Raw genomic sequence first — 16,126 nt, forward strand, 5'->3', positions numbered from 1 at the left:
TTGAAGCGAGCGGGGGCAAGGAGCTGTCATGGATATGCGAGCCAAATCAGAAAATCTGACGGACGGTGACTCTCCTGGGCTCGGGCGAGTCACCGTCCTGGCCTTGGGCGTCTTCGCCGTGGGCACGGGCGAATTCGTCTTGGCTGGTTTGCTACCCCTGTTGATGGAGTCGTTCACTATCTCTGCGGCGAAGGCCGGCCAGATCGTCACGGTTTTTGCCATGACCTGCGCGATTGCTGCGCCTTTGCTCACCACGCTGACGGCCTCCTGGCCGCGCCGGGCGGTGCTCGTCGTAGCGACCGTTATCTATCTGATCGGTTCGGCTGGCACTGCCCTGGCATCCACCTATGCGCAGGTGCTGCTGGCGCAGATTATAGCTGCGGCCGGCGTGGGGATGTTCATCCCCAATGCTTCCGTTACGGCGGCAGCACTCGTGCCGCAGAAGTTTCAGGGCCGTGCCATCGCCATCGTCGTTACCGGCTTCACCGCAGCTGTGTCGCTCGGTGCGCCGTTCGGCACTGCACTTGGCGGATTTGCCGGCTGGCGTACAACGATGTGGTTCACGGCCGCGCTCGCCCTCCCGGGACTTCTCGGCGTGCTCGCCCTGGTGCCGAGGCATGTGCCGATCGAGACGCCCGAAACGCTGGCGGAACGGCTACGCCCGCTTGTGGACCGGCGAGTGATGGCGGTGATGGCGACGACGCTTATCGGCTTCACGGCGGTCTTCATTCCCTATACATATGTCGGCGTCATCTTCGCTCCGGCAACGGCAGGAAGCAGTGTCGCACTGGCCGTCCTCATGTTCACGCTGGGCGTCGTCGGCGCGATCGGGAACTTCGGGGCAGGCTTTCTCGCCGACAGGATCGGCGGCGCTCGGGTAGTCGCCATCGCGCTTATCTGGTTGGCCGTCAGCACTGTCATCCTGCCGTGGACGACGACACAGTACGGCGCTGCCGTCGCAATGATCGCCTTCTATGCACTGGCCGCCTTTGCCATCACTACACCGCAACAGCACCGGCTGATGTCGCTCCGGCCCGATGCCGCCGCCGTATTGATCTCGCTCAACCAGGCGGTTCTCTACCTCGCCATCGCCATGTCGGGCGTGGTGGGCGCTGTCGGAATCCAGTGGGTCGGCGCGCAGTATGTCAGCCTGATCGCCGCAACCCTGGCTATCATTGCGCTTGCTGTTTCACATCTGGCAGGACAAAAAGCATAAGTAGCTAATATCGATCTCCAGTGCCGCGTAGCCCGATACGCTTTGGAGATCGACCTCGAAGCTTACGTTAGGCCATATCTCGCCGATGATCCGCTGCACCATGGCTACACAACTGTCGCCGATTACCGCTTGCTACCTAGAAGTCTTGCATCTTGTGATACAGCTTAGGGGGCCGTCTGCTGACTGTCTGGTCCTGGCCGAAAAACTGAGTAAGCCGCCGTTCGGCAACCGACCTCTAGTCGGTCATTCCCGTTCGTGCGGCCAACGCATATAACTGGACATAGGAAAGCAGCCGAAAGCACTCCATATGCTTATCATCCTTAGCGGATTGCCGGGTACGGGTAAGACGACCATCGGAAAGGCGTTGGCCGCCAAGCGGTCCGCCACCTACGTTCGAGTCGACGAGATCGAACACACCCTCGTGCACAACGCGGACACAGGCTGCGATATCGGTCCCGCAGGATACCTTGTAGCCTTCGCCATTGCTTCCTCGAACCTCAAGCTAGGCAATCTTGTCATCGCCGATAGCGTCAATCCGGTGCCGGAAAGCCGACAGGGTTGGCGGGATGTAGCTCAAAAGGTTGGAGTAACCTTCCTTGAGGCCGAGATGATTTGCAGTGACGAGGACGAGCACAGGCGGCGTGTGGAAACACGGGTTGCAGATATAGCTGGGTTCGAGCTTCCGTCATGGGCGGCGGTGAAAGCCCGCGAATACGCCCCGTGGACTACCGACCGGTTGGTGGTTGATACTGCGCTTCTATCTGCTAGCGATGCCGTTGCCGCGATCGAAGCACGCTTAAACGCTACAATTAGAAGCAGCGCTACCGAGCTGTAGCAGGCCGTCCGCTTTCCACCATACTGCGACGCTCCCCCAAGTGCCTCCACTTCACTTCTCTTGTGAACGCTGCATTTCTGAATTTCACAGGAGGCTGGAAACGGGTGGTGCGTTTCTGTCGCTTCCTTCCCACAGCCGCGTCATGCCAAGCCATAAGCTATCGACCTGTTCCAGGAAGCCGATGCCAGAAGCCGGAAACACGGCCGAGGGGGTGCAGGGCAGGGCAGGGGCGTTTCCCGTCTGTGCTCTGATCCTCGCCTCGTCCAGCCGATCGCACGAGGGCGGCCGCGGCGGGCAGCCGCGATCAGGTGCGGGCGGTCCTCCAGTGCCGATCGTGCTGCCGACGCCAAGGTGAGGCCGATCGGGCAGGCGCAAAGCCGCTGAAAGCCGTCCCTGGGCGCTGTTGGCTACGGTGTGGTCAACCCGCTCATCAGCCAGGTTCACTCCGTGTTTTTCGTCGATTCTATCGACCGAGGGACTAAGGCCCGGCGAGCGGCCGCAACGCCGCCGGTCGAGAAAAATGGCTTTCACCGGCAAGCGGCGAACCTTCCGTTTTCACGCCCGCCGTCGCCCTCCACTCCGTTTCGGCCCTTCGGGTGCAGTTCGCTCTTCTCCCGGACCTTTTTGGCGTCCCTGTCGATAGATCTAAACACGGAGTGACACCAATGACCGATCGGACCAACTTCATCCGCTTCAACGAGGACGGCACGCTGAGCGGCAACATTGCAGCCCTGGATTTCGACTTCAACGTCATGGGCGAGACGCTCGACAGCACCAACGAGGGTGCCCCCGGTCTACCGCCTCTTCGGCTACAGCCCGCGCGGCCGCAGGGTCGAGATCGGCGGCATCTGGAAGCAGCGGAGCAAGCAGGGCAACCAGTACTTCCAGCTCACCGCCTACACGCCCAACCGGATCTTCCGGGCCAATCTCGGCCGCTACCCGGGCCGGGACGACGAAAGCCTCATGGCCGTCATCCCCAGGAGCTGAGGTTAACAAGGCGCGGAGCAACAAGCTCCGCGCCAGCTTCTCAAAGCAACATGTGCCATTCGCGGTGGTGAAACTCAAGGAGCGGGAAATGCGTTGGTGATGGGGCGCGAACTCCCTGAAAATCCAACGAACATCACATTCAGGCAGTTGGCGGACAATATGCTAACATGTACCTTCCGGCCGGCACATATGGGTGGGGAATCAGCTGAAACATATGAAGAAAACAGCTTCGACCTAACCCGTCGTGCCAAGGTCGCTGTCCTCACGGACAAGGATCTCTGCAAGCTCACCCCCTTGGATGAGCGGATCGTCGGAATGGACAATCACACGGCTGTGCGCCAATAGGCGCGGCTTGCCGGATATGCACGATCCGACACCGGCGTACCCACCGACGGTAACGGCCTCCGTGAGCGTGCCGGTGAATTCGTTGCCGAAGGGCGAGATCGTGCGGATTGTTGAGCCGAACGCAATCTCACCCCGGCGCTCCAGCCATGCGAGAAGCGCCGTTGTCCCCGTGCCTGTGGGGCCCTGACAGATGACGCCCGGATCCATATAAACTGCGACATGAGCGCTCGGCTCCTCCGAAGCGCCCCGATCCACCGTGCCGGCTAGCAAGGCAAGTTTAAGCGGCGGCATGGCGCCGTGAACCGGGTGGTGGAGCTCCTGGCGCGCAGCAACAGGAAGGAAGGAATTGAAGAACCGGGTCAGTTCCGGGACGGGAGTTCCCACCGGATCGAGGCCCACATCCGCTCCGGAAACAACGGCATAGAAGACGCCTCCATAGACAAGGCTGTAGCGGACCGATCCCCAACCCTCGACATCTGCGAGATTCTCCTCGACGGCAACAAAGCCAGGCAGCGCATCATAGGCAACAGATACCAGTTCTCCCGAACGCCGATTTACATTCAGTCTGGTAATCCCTCCCGGTGTCTCCAGCGCAAAGGTCCGTTCTTCATCCTCGAATGTCAGTCGCCCGGTCTCGGCCAGGGCTGCGATTGTGCACATGGCATTGGAGCCGGAGAAATCCGGATAGCCCATCGTGCCCATGATGATCAGCCCGGCATTTGCTTCAGGATCGGAAGGCGGAATGACCAGATTGATGCATTGAGAGGGATTGCCATAGGGCGTGTTGATAAGAAGGCGGCGCAGCCTATCGGCGTGGTGCCGTAGGAAGCGCGCGCGGTCAGCCACGCTACCTTCTGGCAGATTGCCCACACCCCCGAGCACGACGCGGCCGACATCGCCACCGGCATGAGCATCAATGACATCGAGAATATGGCGTCCTGCGGATTCATCCATGCTTTTACTCGTTCCGTAGTCATTGCGGCAATCCAGTGCGAGAACACCGACTGGCATCTCTCGGGTTTGAATACCGGGTGGCCAAATGCCGCGTCAGCGGCATCGTTCAATCCTGAATGTAAATTGGACCTGGTCGAGGTAGACTTTGTCAAACCGGGGATGATCGGCCAATGCGTCGGCCAATCATCATCGCGGTAGGTTCGGCCTCTGATATTGTTAGTCTGCATCCGCCAAACACAAAACGTCGCGATAGGCGCAGAGATCTTCGACCAGGTCTGCTTCCCTGTTGAGGATGTCGGCCTTTTCATCAACGCCGACCATGTGGATAAAATAGCTTTGCTCATCGATTCCCTGGCGGTCGATGAACGGGTTCTGGAGGCTTGCCGGGTCAGCCAGGTCCGGATGCGCGCCGATGTCCTGATTTGATACATTGGGAGCGTAAGGCATGAAATGGGGCAGCGACAACGTAACCACTTCAAGGTCCGGCGGCCCGATCGTGCGCTGAACAGGGGCAACCATATAGGACATGCCTGCACGCTCCGGCACCTGATATGTTCCGTCTTCCCATCGTTGCGCAATGGTCGATTTCAGCTCTTGCGGCCCCATACCTTCAGCGCGAATCCGGGCTGCTTCCATGATGACGTGCAGGTAGGTAGATGCCCCGGCTGCGTCGTAGCAAAGCGGGATGTAGATATCGTCCCGGAAGTCGGCCATCTCCCAAACCGTTCTCTGGACGATGCAGGTCACGCCGCTTGTTCCTTCGATAGCCAGTTCATACCCTTTCTCCGGGTCGAGGAGGTAGACTGCCGCCTCGTCCCTCAGTTGGGGCGGAAGCGCGCTGAGCGCGAAGCGTGTCTCGAGTTCGGCGGGCATTTGCTCCAGCGTCGTGGGCTGCTCCTGAGCGATCGCGGAGACCGCCCACGTCGTCAGCATGATCGTGCCGATAGTGGCAAGATGCTGGGCCAGGCCTCTGCGGGCGGGCTTCGAGCGCTGAGATGAACGGAATGATGTCCTGGTCATGTGATTATCCTTGAATGAGGGTACCGGACCACCGGCGGCAATGCGATGAGTGGACCGGATAGAGATTGCAATCTGTGGCGGACTGGTTCTGGCCTGCTTGATCAGGCCGGTGGCCCTTTCTCTAGGACGGTCAGTTCCGGATCGTGCCGGTCCCAGTCAAGGCCCCGGCTGCCATAGGTCATGAGGGTTGGGTGAAACCACGTCGGATCGTCAAGACTGCCGGGGTGGATTGCCGTGATTTCCGGATTCGCAGCAAATGTGACATGGGTTGGTGTGCCGCAGGTCTGGCAGAAGGCGTGGATCTTCTCGTTGCCACTGTCACCGGCAATGCGCCAACTCCGCGGCTCGCCAGTCACAGTGACCGCACCAACTCCGGCGAAGACGACGTAGGATGAATGGCCTGTGCCGCTACGCATCTGGCAATGCCGGCACTGACAGTGAAGTTCGGCAATCGGCTCGCCAGTCGCCTCGTAACGGATGGCGCCGCACGCGCAGCCGCCTGTATAGGTCCTCTGATTCATGGGTAGCTCCTATTTTTCTGGATGATCGGCGTTTGGCTCAGAGATCCATGCCTTGGCCGGTTTCGAGGAAGGACTTCATGCTCGACAGCACGAGCGGCCAGCCCTTGCTGACTCCCTTTTCCATGCCGCTGCCGGGCTGAAGCTGGTCGTGCGTCACAACCAATTTGACCATCCCCTCGTCAGTTTCTTCGATGTCGAAGGTGACGCGACTCTCTTCGTTGGGATCGCCGGCCTTGGAGGCTGCGGACCAGGTGATAACCAACCGCCGCGGCGGATCGGTTTCGATGACCTTGCCAACGATCTCGATAGGCCGTTCTTCGTTTGCGCGGATGTGTTCCCACTTCGCGCCGGGCGTCCACTCGGACACATTCTCGTGCCCCCAGTAGCGGCGGGCGACCTCGGGAGACGTGATCGCCTCGTAGACTTTTTCCGGCGTCGTGCGGATATAGGTGACGTATACAAAACTTGCTGATTTATCGGTCATGTTGTCGGTCCTTTCGAGTTCCTGTTTCAAGTCGTGCAAGAGGGTGAGGCGCTCCTGCTCGAACTTGCGAACCCACCGCTCGTAGACGTCATGCAGCGGGACGGGGTTGATGAAATGAAGCTTCTCACGCCCGCGCCGCGTCGTGCTGATGAGGTTCGCCTCCTCGAGAAGCCCCAGATGCTGGGTCACCGACTGACGCTTCATGTCCATGGTTTTGCAAAGCTCACCGAGCGTCTGCCCGTTCCTTTGATAAAGACGGTCGAGCAGTCCCCTGCGGCCTGGGTCGGCCAACGCCTTGAACACCTTGTCATCGTCCATCGGATTCTCCATCACGACGCAACAATACGCAGGTTTTTGCCTGCATATCAATAGCAGGTAAGCACCTGCATATTGGAATGCACACCCATTTGGCTCCTTTAATATTCAGAGGCCCCAACGCTCTTAGGGTGTCTTCCGCACATGAGGATGCAACGCCGGCCGGCAGTAGTGCGGTCAGGAGTCACGTGCAGTGGTTTCATGGCTCGTCGATCCCGAATGCGATGAACGACTTGCTTGAGCCACAGCCGTCTACGCAATTGCATCGACCCAGCGCCTTTTATAGTGGGATTGCAGTTTCATCTTTGGCGGTGCGGATCACCATGATCGTCCAGTAGCGTGCAACATTCGTCCGGTCCTGGAACAGCCGATGGCAAAGTGCATCATACTCTTCCATATCGCGCAGGCGCAGCATCAAGACGGCATCAACGTCCCCTGTGACGGCATGAGCTTGGGCGACTGCATCCTCCCTGACCGCTAAATCGAGAAACTGCCGCGTATTCGGTTCACCGTGAAGCCTCAGTTCCACTGTCACCACGGCTCTCAAGGTGCGCCCGGCCTTGGCAGGGTTCAAAATTGCGGCAATCCGGTCGATGACACCCGCCTGACGTAGCCGTCGAATCCGCCGCAAGCAGCTCGAAGGGGACAGGCCGACCTCATCGGCCATGTTGGCGTTCGTTCGTGAGGCATCGTGCTGCAGCAGGTTCAGCAGTTTCCTGTCGATCCGATCCATCCACATCTCCAAAATCGCATAATCCAGTATGCAATAAAAATGCACGGAGGCGCAATTTTTGACCGCAAATGCGAATGGGGTCAGGCTAGGTAGTGACGGCAACAATTTGGGGAGACCGAGATGTCAGCGCTCAGATTCGCCGTCCACCAGGCACTCGCGGCTGAAGTCGTCGATGACGCACAGGATCCGGAAGCGCCTGCCGTCGGTCAGCGTGTCGGAGACGAAGTCGAGGCTCCAGCGCTGGTTGGGATCCTGCGGGATCGCCATAGGCGCTCTCGTGCCGAGCGCTCGCTTGCGGCCGCCGCGCTTCTTCACGGTCAGCCGCTCCCCCTTGTAGAGCCGATAGAGCTTCTTTCAGTTCACTGCCACGCCCTCCCGCCTCAAGAGCAGGTGCAGTAGGCGATATCCGCGCATACATCTCATTATGAAAAATGGACATATTGAAAAGTTCCCGGATTACCAGGCAACGACTCAAGCCGCCTATCTTGCTACTGAATGCATCGACTTGAAACGGCTATGCCAGGTTTCGCGCCCTTAAATGAACGCAAGGTCCATTTTGGCGGAACCGGCAGGGACCATTACCGGGTGCGTAGCCGAGCACCCTGGATGAAACATCGAACTGGAGAATGACATGGGCAGGTTGGGGCTAATTGCGGCGGGAATCGCGATCTCAGGATTATTTATGACTTCGGCATGGGCGGATGCGAAGAGCGATTATCTTCGCGAGACTGCACTCAAGGCCAAGGCAGGAGTGCCAATGTCGTCCGAACAGCTTGATGCGCTTTATGCGGGGCGTTCCTGGAATTGGGGAGACGGTGCGGGCTATTTCTCCAATGATGGACGGCGCTTTTCTGGCTGGTCCCAGAAGGGCGCTTACTGGAGCTATGCCAAAGGCCGCTGGTACACAACGGACAGTGGAAAGGTTTGCATGCGTGCACTGTGGTTTACGAAGATGAACGCTGCGCCGGATACGACCTGCTTTTTGCATCGGGAGAAGGACGGCGTCATCTACCAGAAACCTTCTCTCGGCGGTAAATGGTATGTATTCAAAAACAACCCATCCCGTGCCGACGATGAAGCAAGAAAACTACGGCGGGGTGATCTCGTCCAGAATCATCTGCAGCGGCTGGAGGCGCTACGCTGATTGCCGCAAGCCTGACTGCTCACAAGCATTTCCATCTCTCAAGCATGGCCGGATAATCCTCTGGCGAACGTCGGCAGCGCGACTCTCTCAAGAGGTGGGGCCAATAGGGATGATGTGCCGCAAGCAGCAGGAATTCACGCGATGAGACCGGGGTGAAAAGCTGGTCTGTCGCGTTGAACTGATAGGGTCGGGGCCAAAATGCACACGGGGACGGGCAAATGGGAATGATGATAAAACCCCGGTTACAGGGATTTGGCTGAACCGCAACGCGGTGATTGCAAGCTCAAGGTGACGCTATGTCCTCTGTTCGGTATCCCAATTTTGACACGCTCAGGATTGTTGCGGCCTCGTCGGTCGTGTTCTCGCATGCATTCCTGATCGCGACCGGATCGGAAGAAACCGAACCGCTACACGGAACCGGCCTGATTGCCGGCGTATATGGCGTGTTCGTATTCTTCATACTCAGCGGCTTTCTGGTAACCGAAAGTGCCAAGCGCTCGGCAGGATTGGCCGACTATTTCCGGAAGCGGTTCCTGAGGATCGCTCCGGCCCTGGTTGTCAGTACGCTGCTCATAACCTACGTGATCTGCCCACCTTTTGCGCTTGATGGCGCGACGGCATTTGTCCTCGATCCAAAAGTCATGAGCGTGGCAATGCAGGCGATCTTTCTGCACAGCGATGGCCTGTATTTCTCCAATGTCGCGTTTTATCCGCCACCAGGTGAGGCGGACTATCTGCCTGGCATTGCAAATGGGGTTTTGTGGACGATTCGGTTGGAGGTGATCGGTTACGCGTTGATTGCCCTGTTAATGGCAATGTCCCTTTTCAAAGGAAGTCGACAAATCATAGCGACATTGATCGCATTCGGCCTGATCGGGTTCTCAGTTGCCTATGGCAAGGTGGTTTCAATTGAATGGATGGCGGCGCTGCTCTTTGTCCTTCCGTCGTTCTGCTGCGGTATTATTATGAATTGGCTGGTGCAGTTCCATAAACCGCGGGGATGGCTCGCCGCACTGTTTGCGCTAGGGTTCATCCCGGCCGTTCATTTTCAGATCCTGCCGGAGACTTTCTGCTATATTGCCGCTTATCCGCTCATCTGGATCGGCGCAGCTGACTTCAAGGCTTTTGGTTGGTTCAATACCCGCAGTGATATTTCCTACGGTGTTTATCTCTACGGCTGGCCAGTCACTCAAGTTATCCGGGCGGTGGTGGGAGATGGGCTGTCGGGATATGAAATGGCAGCCCTGGCGTTGCCTGTGACCGCGCTGATTGCCTATCTGTCATGGCATTTGGTGGAAAAGCCTGCTCTCCGGCTCAAAACGGCAACGCCGAAACCAGCCTATAGGGCCGCGTGAGCTTCGAGTGTGTGGGGGATCGGCAGACAACTGACCTGTCGGCACCCATCGGCGCGCACCCCGGATCGGCGCCCAATTTTCGCGTGAGCAGCGACGGCGTCTCTCCATTGACGTGATCACCTCAACTCTCGACAACGTCATCGGCTATTCCTAGGATTATCCCTAGACTTCCGCCAGTTCGCTGCCGGCTTGCCTTGTCCCCAAACAGAACTCGAGCTGTGAGCCGTCGCAGATGCCAGTGACAGCAGGGCGGCGGGCGCCGACGCGGGTGCCCTGCCGGCTATCGCTGGCGCGGCTTTGGCGCTTATGATGCGCCATGACTCGCCTCGCCCGATGGATACAACGCGTCCTCATCTTGCTGATCGCCTCAGCGACGTTATGGTTCATCGTCACCCAGCTTTTTTCGGAGAGCGACGCCACGCCGTCCTTGGTGCGCATGGCGACAAGGTTCACCGCCAAGGTCTGTCGGCGCAATCGGTCCGGCTCGACCTCAACGATCCGGCAAGCATCGCGGCCGCTGCGAAAGAGATCGGGGATGCGCTTGGCAAGCTCGATATTCTCGTCAACAACGCCGGCATCTTCGACTTTGCTGACGCTACCCCGAGCAAGGCCTCTATCGTCGCCGTCCGTCGGGTGATGGAGACGAACTTTATCGGCGCTCTGGCGGTGACCCAGGCGATGCTGCCGCTGCTGCGGGCTGCACCGGCAGCCCGTATCGTGAACCTGTCCAATTCGCTGGGGTCGCTGAAGCTGAATGGCGATTCGACCTCAACTCACTATTCGCAGCAATATATCGGCTACAACGCCTCGAAGGCGGCATTGAACATGCTGACGATCCAGCTGAACGAAGAACTGCGCGAGACGGGAATCACGGTCAATTCGGTGAGCCCCGGCTTCGTTAAGACCGACCTGACCGGCTACGGCATGATGACGCCGGAACAGGGCGCAAGGCTGCCCGTCCAGTATGCTCTGGGCGGCGACGGGTCCGGCCGATTCGTTGAACCAGATGGCGAAGCGCCGTGGTAACCCGCGCCGTATCGCCTTTTTGGGCCGTGAGCCCACGCCTTTGCCCTCAATCGACTATGGGCGTCGCTTGGGCCTCGGAATTACCGGCGGTGGCGAGCCGATCCAAAGTTGCCTTCAACGGGATGGTGTCTGGCCAAATCTGAAGCCGCGTCGCACGCCCCCATCTAAGATGCAGTGCGTGGATGCCGCGATTGGTGACCCGAACGCCGTCCGTTCCCGAATTGGCTTCATCCCATTCGACAACCACAACCGTATTCCAAGGGCCGCCGCTGACCCAGATATCGTGCAACTCGAAGTGGATGTCCGGCAGCAGCCGATAGAGTCTCGCATACCATTCCCGCGCCGTTGCAAGGCTCGTGCGCCGGCCACCCAGGGCGTGATCTCCGGGAAAGAGGTGCTCGAACTGTGGCGCAAACAGACGCAGGACGGGCTCCGCATCGCCGCGGTTCACGGCCTGGAACAGCTGTCTCACCTGCCGTCTGACATAGGCATGATACATTGTCACCATCTCCGTTCAATCATTGAACCTAACTAGTTGCGTTCAATGATGCAACCCACTACTGTCGATGCATGGAAAGAACCAGCTTTGCGGAGATGCGCTGCTCGTTGGCGCGCGGCCTGGAATTGATCGGAGATTGGTGGTCGCCTCTGATCATCCGGGACCTGTTTCTTGATGTCAGGCGCTTCGACGATCTGGTCGAGGACTTGGGCATCTCTCGCAACTTGTTGACGCGACGGCTCAAGGCACTGATCGAAGCTGGCGTTGTCGAGCGCCACAGCTATCAAGATCGGCCGAAGCGCTGGGAATACCAGCTGAGCGCCAAGGGGCGCGATCTGATACCGGCTCTGCTGGCGTTGACGGAGTGGGGGGATCGCTGGGCCGGCCCAAAGGAAGGTCGGCCGATCTTGTTCGTCCACGCATGCTGCGGACATCAGTTCCATCCGACCGTCAATTGCTCGGTGTGCGGCGGGTCGCTGAGCGCTGATACAGTGTCGGCAAAGGTCGGCCCTGGTGGGCGGGCCGCGCCCGGCACGAAGGTTCTGGCGAAGCGTCTTCAATCAGCCAGCTAGATTGCGCGCCGCTAGCGGATGATAACAACCATGGCCGAGCCAGTAGTTCAGGATGGCCCGTTGATGACCGCGACAGCCAAATCTCGAAGAGAGTCGGCATGGGGCGGGGGCGGTTGGAAACCTCTGTGTTTCCAACCGGGTTTAGGCCGTATTTCGGAGGCCATTCGGGAGGGCCATGGAGTAGACATAGTTCTCGGTTCCATCGCACTCGGCCCGCCTTGCAGGAACCAGATGAGAACTAGCTCTGACTCGGGCATCAGCGCCCTTGCGCCGCGCGACGGCAGAACCGTTGGCGACTTATCGATTGCTCCTGCCGACCATGGCGAGGATGACCTCGAACAACTCGTCCTGTGCTTGTCGGGCTGTAATCTCACCGATTACGGCAGCATGGGTCAGGGCGTCGCCGGCTCCAAGCATCGCCCAGAAACCGGACTGCGCGATGCCACGTGGCCCGGTGAAGGGCTTTAGTGCGTTCCGGCACTTTCCGATGAAGACCAACTGATAATCCCGCTTGACGTTTTCCAGCTCGGGCGAACCCTCCAGGGCCGCCAGCACCCCGGGCATCTCCCGACCCTGCGCGAGCACACAGTCCACATAGGAAGAGGCGATGACCCTGGCTGTCCCTTCCAGCGTCGGTTCCCTGGCCTCAAGGGCTGCGTCGATGATTGCCGTCTGCCGAGCATCGAAATCCCGATAGAGCGCGATCAGCAAGCCGTTGCGCGTGCCGAAATGGTCATAGACCACCGGCTTGGCGACAGCGGCTTCGGCCGACAACCTCGGCAGCGACAGGGCATCCGTGCCTTCCTCCCGCACCAGCCGCCACGCTACGTCCAGGAGCTGGCGCAGCCGCTCCTCACGGCTGAGTCGAAGGCGCTTTGTCGTCGTGCTTGACATCATTATATACCAAAAGTATCTTACCTTTAGTATATAGACGCTACCCTTCTTTTGCAACCGCCGTCGCCAGGTGCCGGCGACCGAAGCGGCGTGCCTCGTGCATGCCGCACAGAGAGGACTTTGCCCTATGACCGATATTTCCGTTGAACGCTCCTCCAACCGAAAGGCCTGGCTGGGCCTGATGGCGGTGCTGCCGCTGGTCCTGCTCGTGGCCATGGACGGCTCGATTCTCTACCTCGCCATGCCGCGCGTGACCTCGGCAATCACGCCGACGGCCGACCAGGCGCTTTGGATCCTCGACATTTATGGCTTTGTGGTCGGGTCGCTGCTGATCACTTTCGGCAATATTGGCGACCGCTTTGGACGGTTGAAGCTGATCATGGTCGGTGCGGTGGTCTTTGGCGCCGGATCGCTTGGGGCGGCCTACGCGCAGACGCCCGCAAGCCTCATCGGCTCACGTGCTCTTATGGGCCTGGGTGGTGCAACATTGCTGCCCTCTGGGCTGGCGATCGTCAGCGCGCTGTTTTCCGATCCTCGGTTGCGTGCCCGGGCTATCGGCATGTTCGCGGCGACTTTCGCGGCCGGCTTTGCTATCGGTCCCCTCATCGGCGGCATGCTGTTGCGACAGTACGAGTGGGGCGTCGTGTTCCTCATCAATGTCCCCGTCGTGCTCGGCTTCTTGATGATCGCGCCGATCCTGCTCCGGGAAGTGCGCTCGACGACCTATGGCCGTATCGACCTGCCGAGCCTCGTGCTGTCCTTTGCCGGCATTCTGCTGTTCACCTATTCACTCAAGAATGCGGCCGCTTATGGCCTAACAGCGACGCAATTCATCGCCGGGATCGTCGGCGTCCTCGCTCTCGCGCTGTTCCTTCGCCGACAGGCGAGGATCGAATATCCGCTGCTCGACCTCGATTTGTTCCGCGACCGCATCTTCTCGATCGCGATCCTGACCGGCCTCCTGTCGCTGGTCGTCTGGTCCGCCGCCGGCTTTCTGTCCGGCATCTACCTGCAGTCGGTGCTCGGCTTCGATGTCTTCACCGCCGCACTGCTGATGTTGCCGGGTGCGATTGTGCTGACGGCGACCTGCCTGGGCACTGCCCACATCGTCGAGCGGATCGGACGCAAGACCGCGCTTGTGGCTACACATCTGTTGATCAGCGTAGGCGTCTTCCTGTTGCTGTTCACGGGCACCGAAGTCGGCATTGCGGCTTTTATTGCCTCCACCATGGTCGCAGGTATCGGATATGGCCTGTCGTTTAGCCTCGTTGCGGAAATTGCGGTGTCGGCCGTTCCCGCCGAGCGCGCCGGCGCGGCGGGTTCCATCGCTGAAACCAGCAATGAACTGGGCAACGCGGTCGGCATTTCCGTGCTCGGATCGCTCGCGGCACTGAGCTTCCGGCTGCTGGGTCCCGGCGTGGCTGGGACACTCGATCAAACGCTCGATCAGCACGGCCTCGCTTCCGATACCGTGGTGCAAGCCAAAGAAGCCTTCCTCACCGGCCTGCATGTCGCGGTCGGCACCGGCGGTCTGCTCACGCTCGCGGTCGGCATTATCGCGTGGCTCTGGTTGCCGCGAAGACTGCCGGAATGATCGTTCTACCGTCACATGATTGATCACTGGATGGGAGGGATTCGCATTTCTATGTTGAGGCAATTTCGCTGCCATCGAATTCCGCCAATGGTGAAGGAAGACTGAGACCTCCTGACGTGCCGCTGTCAGGAAGACTGTGCGATACTTCTCTCCCCATGGCTCCCGCGCAACGAAAGGCCTTGTGACTATGACGAATTCTCCGTTTCTCACTGCTCTCGAATCCGAAGGCCCGCCAGCCGACCGAGCGAAAGACATGGACCTATATGGATGGCTGGTCGGAAGCTGGGAAATGGACACCGTCCGTCGCCAGATCGGGCGGCGGGTCTGCGGCGTCCCGTCCTCAGAAAGGCTTTTCGGCATTGTCGGTGCGATAGAGGCTTACGGCGACCTCCCGAGGTTTCCCGCGCGGCCCCTTCGCGACCTTGCGCCAGGCGTCCAGCGCGGTCTGGTCGCGCCAGCATTCGAAGAGATTGACGCGCTCCGGATCGACCGCGTCCGCGCTTATGGAGAAGTCGAGACAGCCGTCGTGCGCCCTCGCGCGTTCGACCATGCCTCTGAAGGCTGCCACGGTGTCGTCCCGCTTCTCAGCCTCGGTGCGAGTGTAGCCGGCTATGATGATCATGAGTCTGCTCCTTCGGGCTGGTGCCCTATTCCGGCGGCACACCGCCATGCATGGTCTGGGATAGCGACCCGCGAGGATCGCCGCGGTTCGCGATCGGAACGTCAGCTCCCTTTCACGTAGCCCAGACCCTCGACGATCTTTCCGTCCCGGACGCGCATGATGTTGACGCCTCGGACCCGATCCTCTTCGCGCTCGCTCCAGCGAAGCTGCCAGCGGATGATCCCGCGGTCGCCCATCGCCGAGATTTCCTCAGCTTTGAAGACAAGGTTGGCGGACGACGCCACGCCCTGCCAGAAAGTGAGGCAAGCCTCACGCCCTTCGTAGCGTGCTCCATCCGGAGCCGGCGCCGTATTTTCGAGGACACAGCCCTCGCCAATGAGATTATCGAGGTCTTCGGGGCGATGCTTCTCAAATGCGTTGTGGAAGCGTTCCACGATCTCGCGGGTAACTTTGCTTTCGGTGGTCATTGTCTCACCTCATTGAGCCATGGAGCCGCGGTCGATCCCGAGCGCGTGTCCGATGATGAAACGAGGCTCCGGTTGAAGAAAAACGACTGCTTTCAACTGTCTTGTCATCCTTGCCGCGGACTACTCGGGCAAGGGCGCCGACTGACCGGGTGTTTTGGCATAGGCCAGGGCTTCGACGATCCGACCGTCGCGGACACGGATCAGGCTGACGCCGCGAAGCGAACCGCCATCGCCGAAATGGAAGCGCCAGCGGATGTTGGCGTGGTCGCCCATGACAAAAGTGTCTTCCACCTCGAAGCGGCTAACGCGGTCGGCCGCCATCGCCTGCCAGAACGCCAGGTTCAGATCGTAGCCTTCGTAGCGCGTGCCATCGGGTGCGGGCTGGATCGACTCCATGACGCAATCCGGTGCGACCAAGTCCTCGAAGGTTGCAGGATTGTGTTCCTCAAACGCCTGATTGAACCGGCGGATGACTTCGGCTGTGTCTCTCGTTTGCATGGTGCTCTCATATACAGACAGGTCTGTCTAGATTTGCAATAGACA

Annotated in this window: 18 protein-coding genes and 2 pseudogenes; 8 read left to right on the plus strand and 12 right to left on the minus strand. The window is 59.6% G+C overall.

Going from position 1 to position 16,126, the window contains the following annotated elements; all coding sequences use genetic code 11:
• Positions 1–34: 34 nt before the first annotated feature.
• From ACFP9U_RS01365 to ACFP9U_RS01375, 3 genes are all read left to right on the plus strand, one after another.
• Positions 35–1,216: an MFS transporter gene (locus ACFP9U_RS01365; protein WP_378618590.1), complete on the plus strand. Its 1,182-nt coding sequence runs from the start codon at positions 35–37 to the stop codon at positions 1,214–1,216.
• Positions 1,217–1,523: 307 nt separating this feature from the next.
• Positions 1,524–2,051, plus strand: coding sequence for an AAA family ATPase (locus ACFP9U_RS01370; RefSeq protein ID WP_378618462.1), 528 nt, complete (start codon positions 1,524–1,526; stop codon positions 2,049–2,051).
• Positions 2,052–2,834: 783 nt separating this feature from the next.
• Positions 2,835–3,038: a hypothetical protein gene (locus tag ACFP9U_RS01375; protein ID WP_378618463.1), complete on the plus strand. Its 204-nt coding sequence runs from the start codon at positions 2,835–2,837 to the stop codon at positions 3,036–3,038.
• Between the two features lie 234 nt (positions 3,039–3,272).
• Here the strand turns inward: ACFP9U_RS01375 and ACFP9U_RS01380 are convergent, their stop codons facing one another.
• The 7 genes and pseudogenes from ACFP9U_RS01380 to ACFP9U_RS01405 form a co-directional block, all read right to left on the minus strand.
• Positions 3,273–4,337, minus strand: coding sequence for a proline racemase family protein (locus ACFP9U_RS01380; RefSeq protein WP_378618465.1), 1,065 nt, complete (start codon positions 4,335–4,337; stop codon positions 3,273–3,275).
• Positions 4,338–4,553: 216 nt separating this feature from the next.
• Positions 4,554–5,357, minus strand: a complete 804-nt coding sequence (locus ACFP9U_RS01385; RefSeq protein WP_378618466.1) for a hypothetical protein — start codon at positions 5,355–5,357, stop codon at positions 4,554–4,556.
• A gap of 101 nt (positions 5,358–5,458) precedes the next feature.
• Positions 5,459–5,878 carry a GFA family protein gene (locus ACFP9U_RS01390; RefSeq protein WP_378618468.1) on the minus strand — a complete coding sequence of 140 codons (420 nt, stop codon included), beginning with the start codon at positions 5,876–5,878 and terminating at the stop codon, positions 5,459–5,461.
• 37 nt (positions 5,879–5,915) lie between these two features.
• Positions 5,916–6,362, minus strand: coding sequence for an SRPBCC family protein (locus ACFP9U_RS25430; protein WP_417629213.1), 447 nt, complete (start codon positions 6,360–6,362; stop codon positions 5,916–5,918).
• Positions 6,363–6,374: 12 nt separating this feature from the next.
• Positions 6,375–6,680: pseudogene (locus ACFP9U_RS25435) on the minus strand (ArsR/SmtB family transcription factor); the annotation flags it as partial.
• A gap of 277 nt (positions 6,681–6,957) precedes the next feature.
• Positions 6,958–7,410 carry an Lrp/AsnC family transcriptional regulator gene (locus tag ACFP9U_RS01400; RefSeq protein WP_378618471.1) on the minus strand — a complete coding sequence of 151 codons (453 nt, stop codon included), beginning with the start codon at positions 7,408–7,410 and terminating at the stop codon, positions 6,958–6,960.
• A gap of 147 nt (positions 7,411–7,557) precedes the next feature.
• Positions 7,558–7,818, minus strand: a pseudogene (locus tag ACFP9U_RS01405) (IS3 family transposase); the annotation flags it as partial.
• A 223-nt stretch (positions 7,819–8,041) separates the two neighbouring features.
• Here ACFP9U_RS01405 and ACFP9U_RS01410 point away from each other — a divergent pair.
• From ACFP9U_RS01410 to ACFP9U_RS01420, 3 genes are all read left to right on the plus strand, one after another.
• A complete protein-coding gene (locus tag ACFP9U_RS01410) occupies positions 8,042–8,554 on the plus strand; it encodes a DUF995 domain-containing protein (protein WP_378618472.1) in 513 nt (170 codons plus the stop codon).
• 296 nt (positions 8,555–8,850) lie between these two features.
• Positions 8,851–9,909 carry an acyltransferase family protein gene (locus ACFP9U_RS01415; protein ID WP_378618474.1) on the plus strand — a complete coding sequence of 353 codons (1,059 nt, stop codon included), beginning with the start codon at positions 8,851–8,853 and terminating at the stop codon, positions 9,907–9,909.
• A 333-nt stretch (positions 9,910–10,242) separates the two neighbouring features.
• Positions 10,243–10,935: an SDR family NAD(P)-dependent oxidoreductase gene (locus tag ACFP9U_RS01420; protein ID WP_378618475.1), complete on the plus strand. Its 693-nt coding sequence runs from the start codon at positions 10,243–10,245 to the stop codon at positions 10,933–10,935.
• A gap of 46 nt (positions 10,936–10,981) precedes the next feature.
• Here the strand turns inward: ACFP9U_RS01420 and ACFP9U_RS01425 are convergent, their stop codons facing one another.
• Positions 10,982–11,434, minus strand: coding sequence for a nuclear transport factor 2 family protein (locus ACFP9U_RS01425; RefSeq protein WP_378618477.1), 453 nt, complete (start codon positions 11,432–11,434; stop codon positions 10,982–10,984).
• 107 nt (positions 11,435–11,541) lie between these two features.
• Here ACFP9U_RS01425 and ACFP9U_RS01430 point away from each other — a divergent pair, with 107 nt between their 5' ends.
• Positions 11,542–12,006 (plus strand): winged helix-turn-helix transcriptional regulator, encoded by a 465-nt coding sequence (locus ACFP9U_RS01430; RefSeq protein WP_378618478.1) that lies wholly within the window; start codon positions 11,542–11,544, stop codon positions 12,004–12,006.
• A gap of 297 nt (positions 12,007–12,303) precedes the next feature.
• On the opposite strand, the gene ACFP9U_RS01435 is transcribed toward ACFP9U_RS01430, so the two are convergent.
• Positions 12,304–12,903, minus strand: a complete 600-nt coding sequence (locus tag ACFP9U_RS01435) for a TetR/AcrR family transcriptional regulator (protein WP_378618480.1) — start codon at positions 12,901–12,903, stop codon at positions 12,304–12,306.
• A gap of 124 nt (positions 12,904–13,027) precedes the next feature.
• Here ACFP9U_RS01435 and ACFP9U_RS01440 point away from each other — a divergent pair, with 124 nt between their 5' ends.
• Positions 13,028–14,494 carry an MFS transporter gene (locus ACFP9U_RS01440; protein WP_378618481.1) on the plus strand — a complete coding sequence of 489 codons (1,467 nt, stop codon included), beginning with the start codon at positions 13,028–13,030 and terminating at the stop codon, positions 14,492–14,494.
• 340 nt (positions 14,495–14,834) lie between these two features.
• Here ACFP9U_RS01440 and ACFP9U_RS01445 read toward each other — a convergent pair whose 3' ends face one another.
• The 3 genes from ACFP9U_RS01445 to ACFP9U_RS01455 form a co-directional block, all read right to left on the minus strand.
• Positions 14,835–15,116, minus strand: a complete 282-nt coding sequence (locus tag ACFP9U_RS01445; protein WP_378618483.1) for a putative quinol monooxygenase — start codon at positions 15,114–15,116, stop codon at positions 14,835–14,837.
• Positions 15,117–15,217: 101 nt separating this feature from the next.
• Positions 15,218–15,583 carry a nuclear transport factor 2 family protein gene (locus ACFP9U_RS01450; RefSeq protein ID WP_378618485.1) on the minus strand — a complete coding sequence of 122 codons (366 nt, stop codon included), beginning with the start codon at positions 15,581–15,583 and terminating at the stop codon, positions 15,218–15,220.
• Positions 15,584–15,703: 120 nt separating this feature from the next.
• Positions 15,704–16,081 carry a nuclear transport factor 2 family protein gene (locus tag ACFP9U_RS01455; RefSeq protein ID WP_378618486.1) on the minus strand — a complete coding sequence of 126 codons (378 nt, stop codon included), beginning with the start codon at positions 16,079–16,081 and terminating at the stop codon, positions 15,704–15,706.
• Between the last annotated feature and the right edge of the window lie 45 nt (positions 16,082–16,126).

Source organism: Nitratireductor sp. GCM10026969 (assembly GCF_042660605.1).
Taxonomy (GTDB): Bacteria; Pseudomonadota; Alphaproteobacteria; order Rhizobiales; family Rhizobiaceae; genus Chelativorans.

Bases quoted from the DNA above. Each gene is read 5' to 3' on its own strand.
- ACFP9U_RS01370 (WP_378618462.1), top strand. From the start codon at position 1,524: ATGCTTATCATCCTTAGCGGATTGCCGGGTACGGGTAAGACGACCATC.
- ACFP9U_RS01380 (WP_378618465.1), bottom strand. From the start codon at position 4,337: ATGGATGAATCCGCAGGACGCCATATTCTCGATGTCATTGATGCTCAT.
- ACFP9U_RS01445 (WP_378618483.1), bottom strand. From the start codon at position 15,116: ATGATCATCATAGCCGGCTACACTCGCACCGAGGCTGAGAAGCGGGAC.
- ACFP9U_RS01415 (WP_378618474.1), top strand. From the start codon at position 8,851: ATGTCCTCTGTTCGGTATCCCAATTTTGACACGCTCAGGATTGTTGCG.
- ACFP9U_RS01400 (WP_378618471.1), bottom strand. From the start codon at position 7,410: ATGGATCGGATCGACAGGAAACTGCTGAACCTGCTGCAGCACGATGCC.
- ACFP9U_RS01365 (WP_378618590.1), top strand. From the start codon at position 35: ATGCGAGCCAAATCAGAAAATCTGACGGACGGTGACTCTCCTGGGCTC.
- ACFP9U_RS01420 (WP_378618475.1), top strand. From the start codon at position 10,243: ATGGATACAACGCGTCCTCATCTTGCTGATCGCCTCAGCGACGTTATG.
- ACFP9U_RS01410 (WP_378618472.1), top strand. From the start codon at position 8,042: ATGGGCAGGTTGGGGCTAATTGCGGCGGGAATCGCGATCTCAGGATTA.
- ACFP9U_RS01450 (WP_378618485.1), bottom strand. From the start codon at position 15,583: ATGACCACCGAAAGCAAAGTTACCCGCGAGATCGTGGAACGCTTCCAC.
- ACFP9U_RS25430 (WP_417629213.1), bottom strand. From the start codon at position 6,362: ATGACCGATAAATCAGCAAGTTTTGTATACGTCACCTATATCCGCACG.
- ACFP9U_RS01390 (WP_378618468.1), bottom strand. From the start codon at position 5,878: ATGAATCAGAGGACCTATACAGGCGGCTGCGCGTGCGGCGCCATCCGT.
- ACFP9U_RS01435 (WP_378618480.1), bottom strand. From the start codon at position 12,903: ATGATGTCAAGCACGACGACAAAGCGCCTTCGACTCAGCCGTGAGGAG.
- ACFP9U_RS01440 (WP_378618481.1), top strand. From the start codon at position 13,028: ATGACCGATATTTCCGTTGAACGCTCCTCCAACCGAAAGGCCTGGCTG.
- ACFP9U_RS01385 (WP_378618466.1), bottom strand. From the start codon at position 5,357: ATGACCAGGACATCATTCCGTTCATCTCAGCGCTCGAAGCCCGCCCGC.
- ACFP9U_RS01425 (WP_378618477.1), bottom strand. From the start codon at position 11,434: ATGTATCATGCCTATGTCAGACGGCAGGTGAGACAGCTGTTCCAGGCC.
- ACFP9U_RS01455 (WP_378618486.1), bottom strand. From the start codon at position 16,081: ATGCAAACGAGAGACACAGCCGAAGTCATCCGCCGGTTCAATCAGGCG.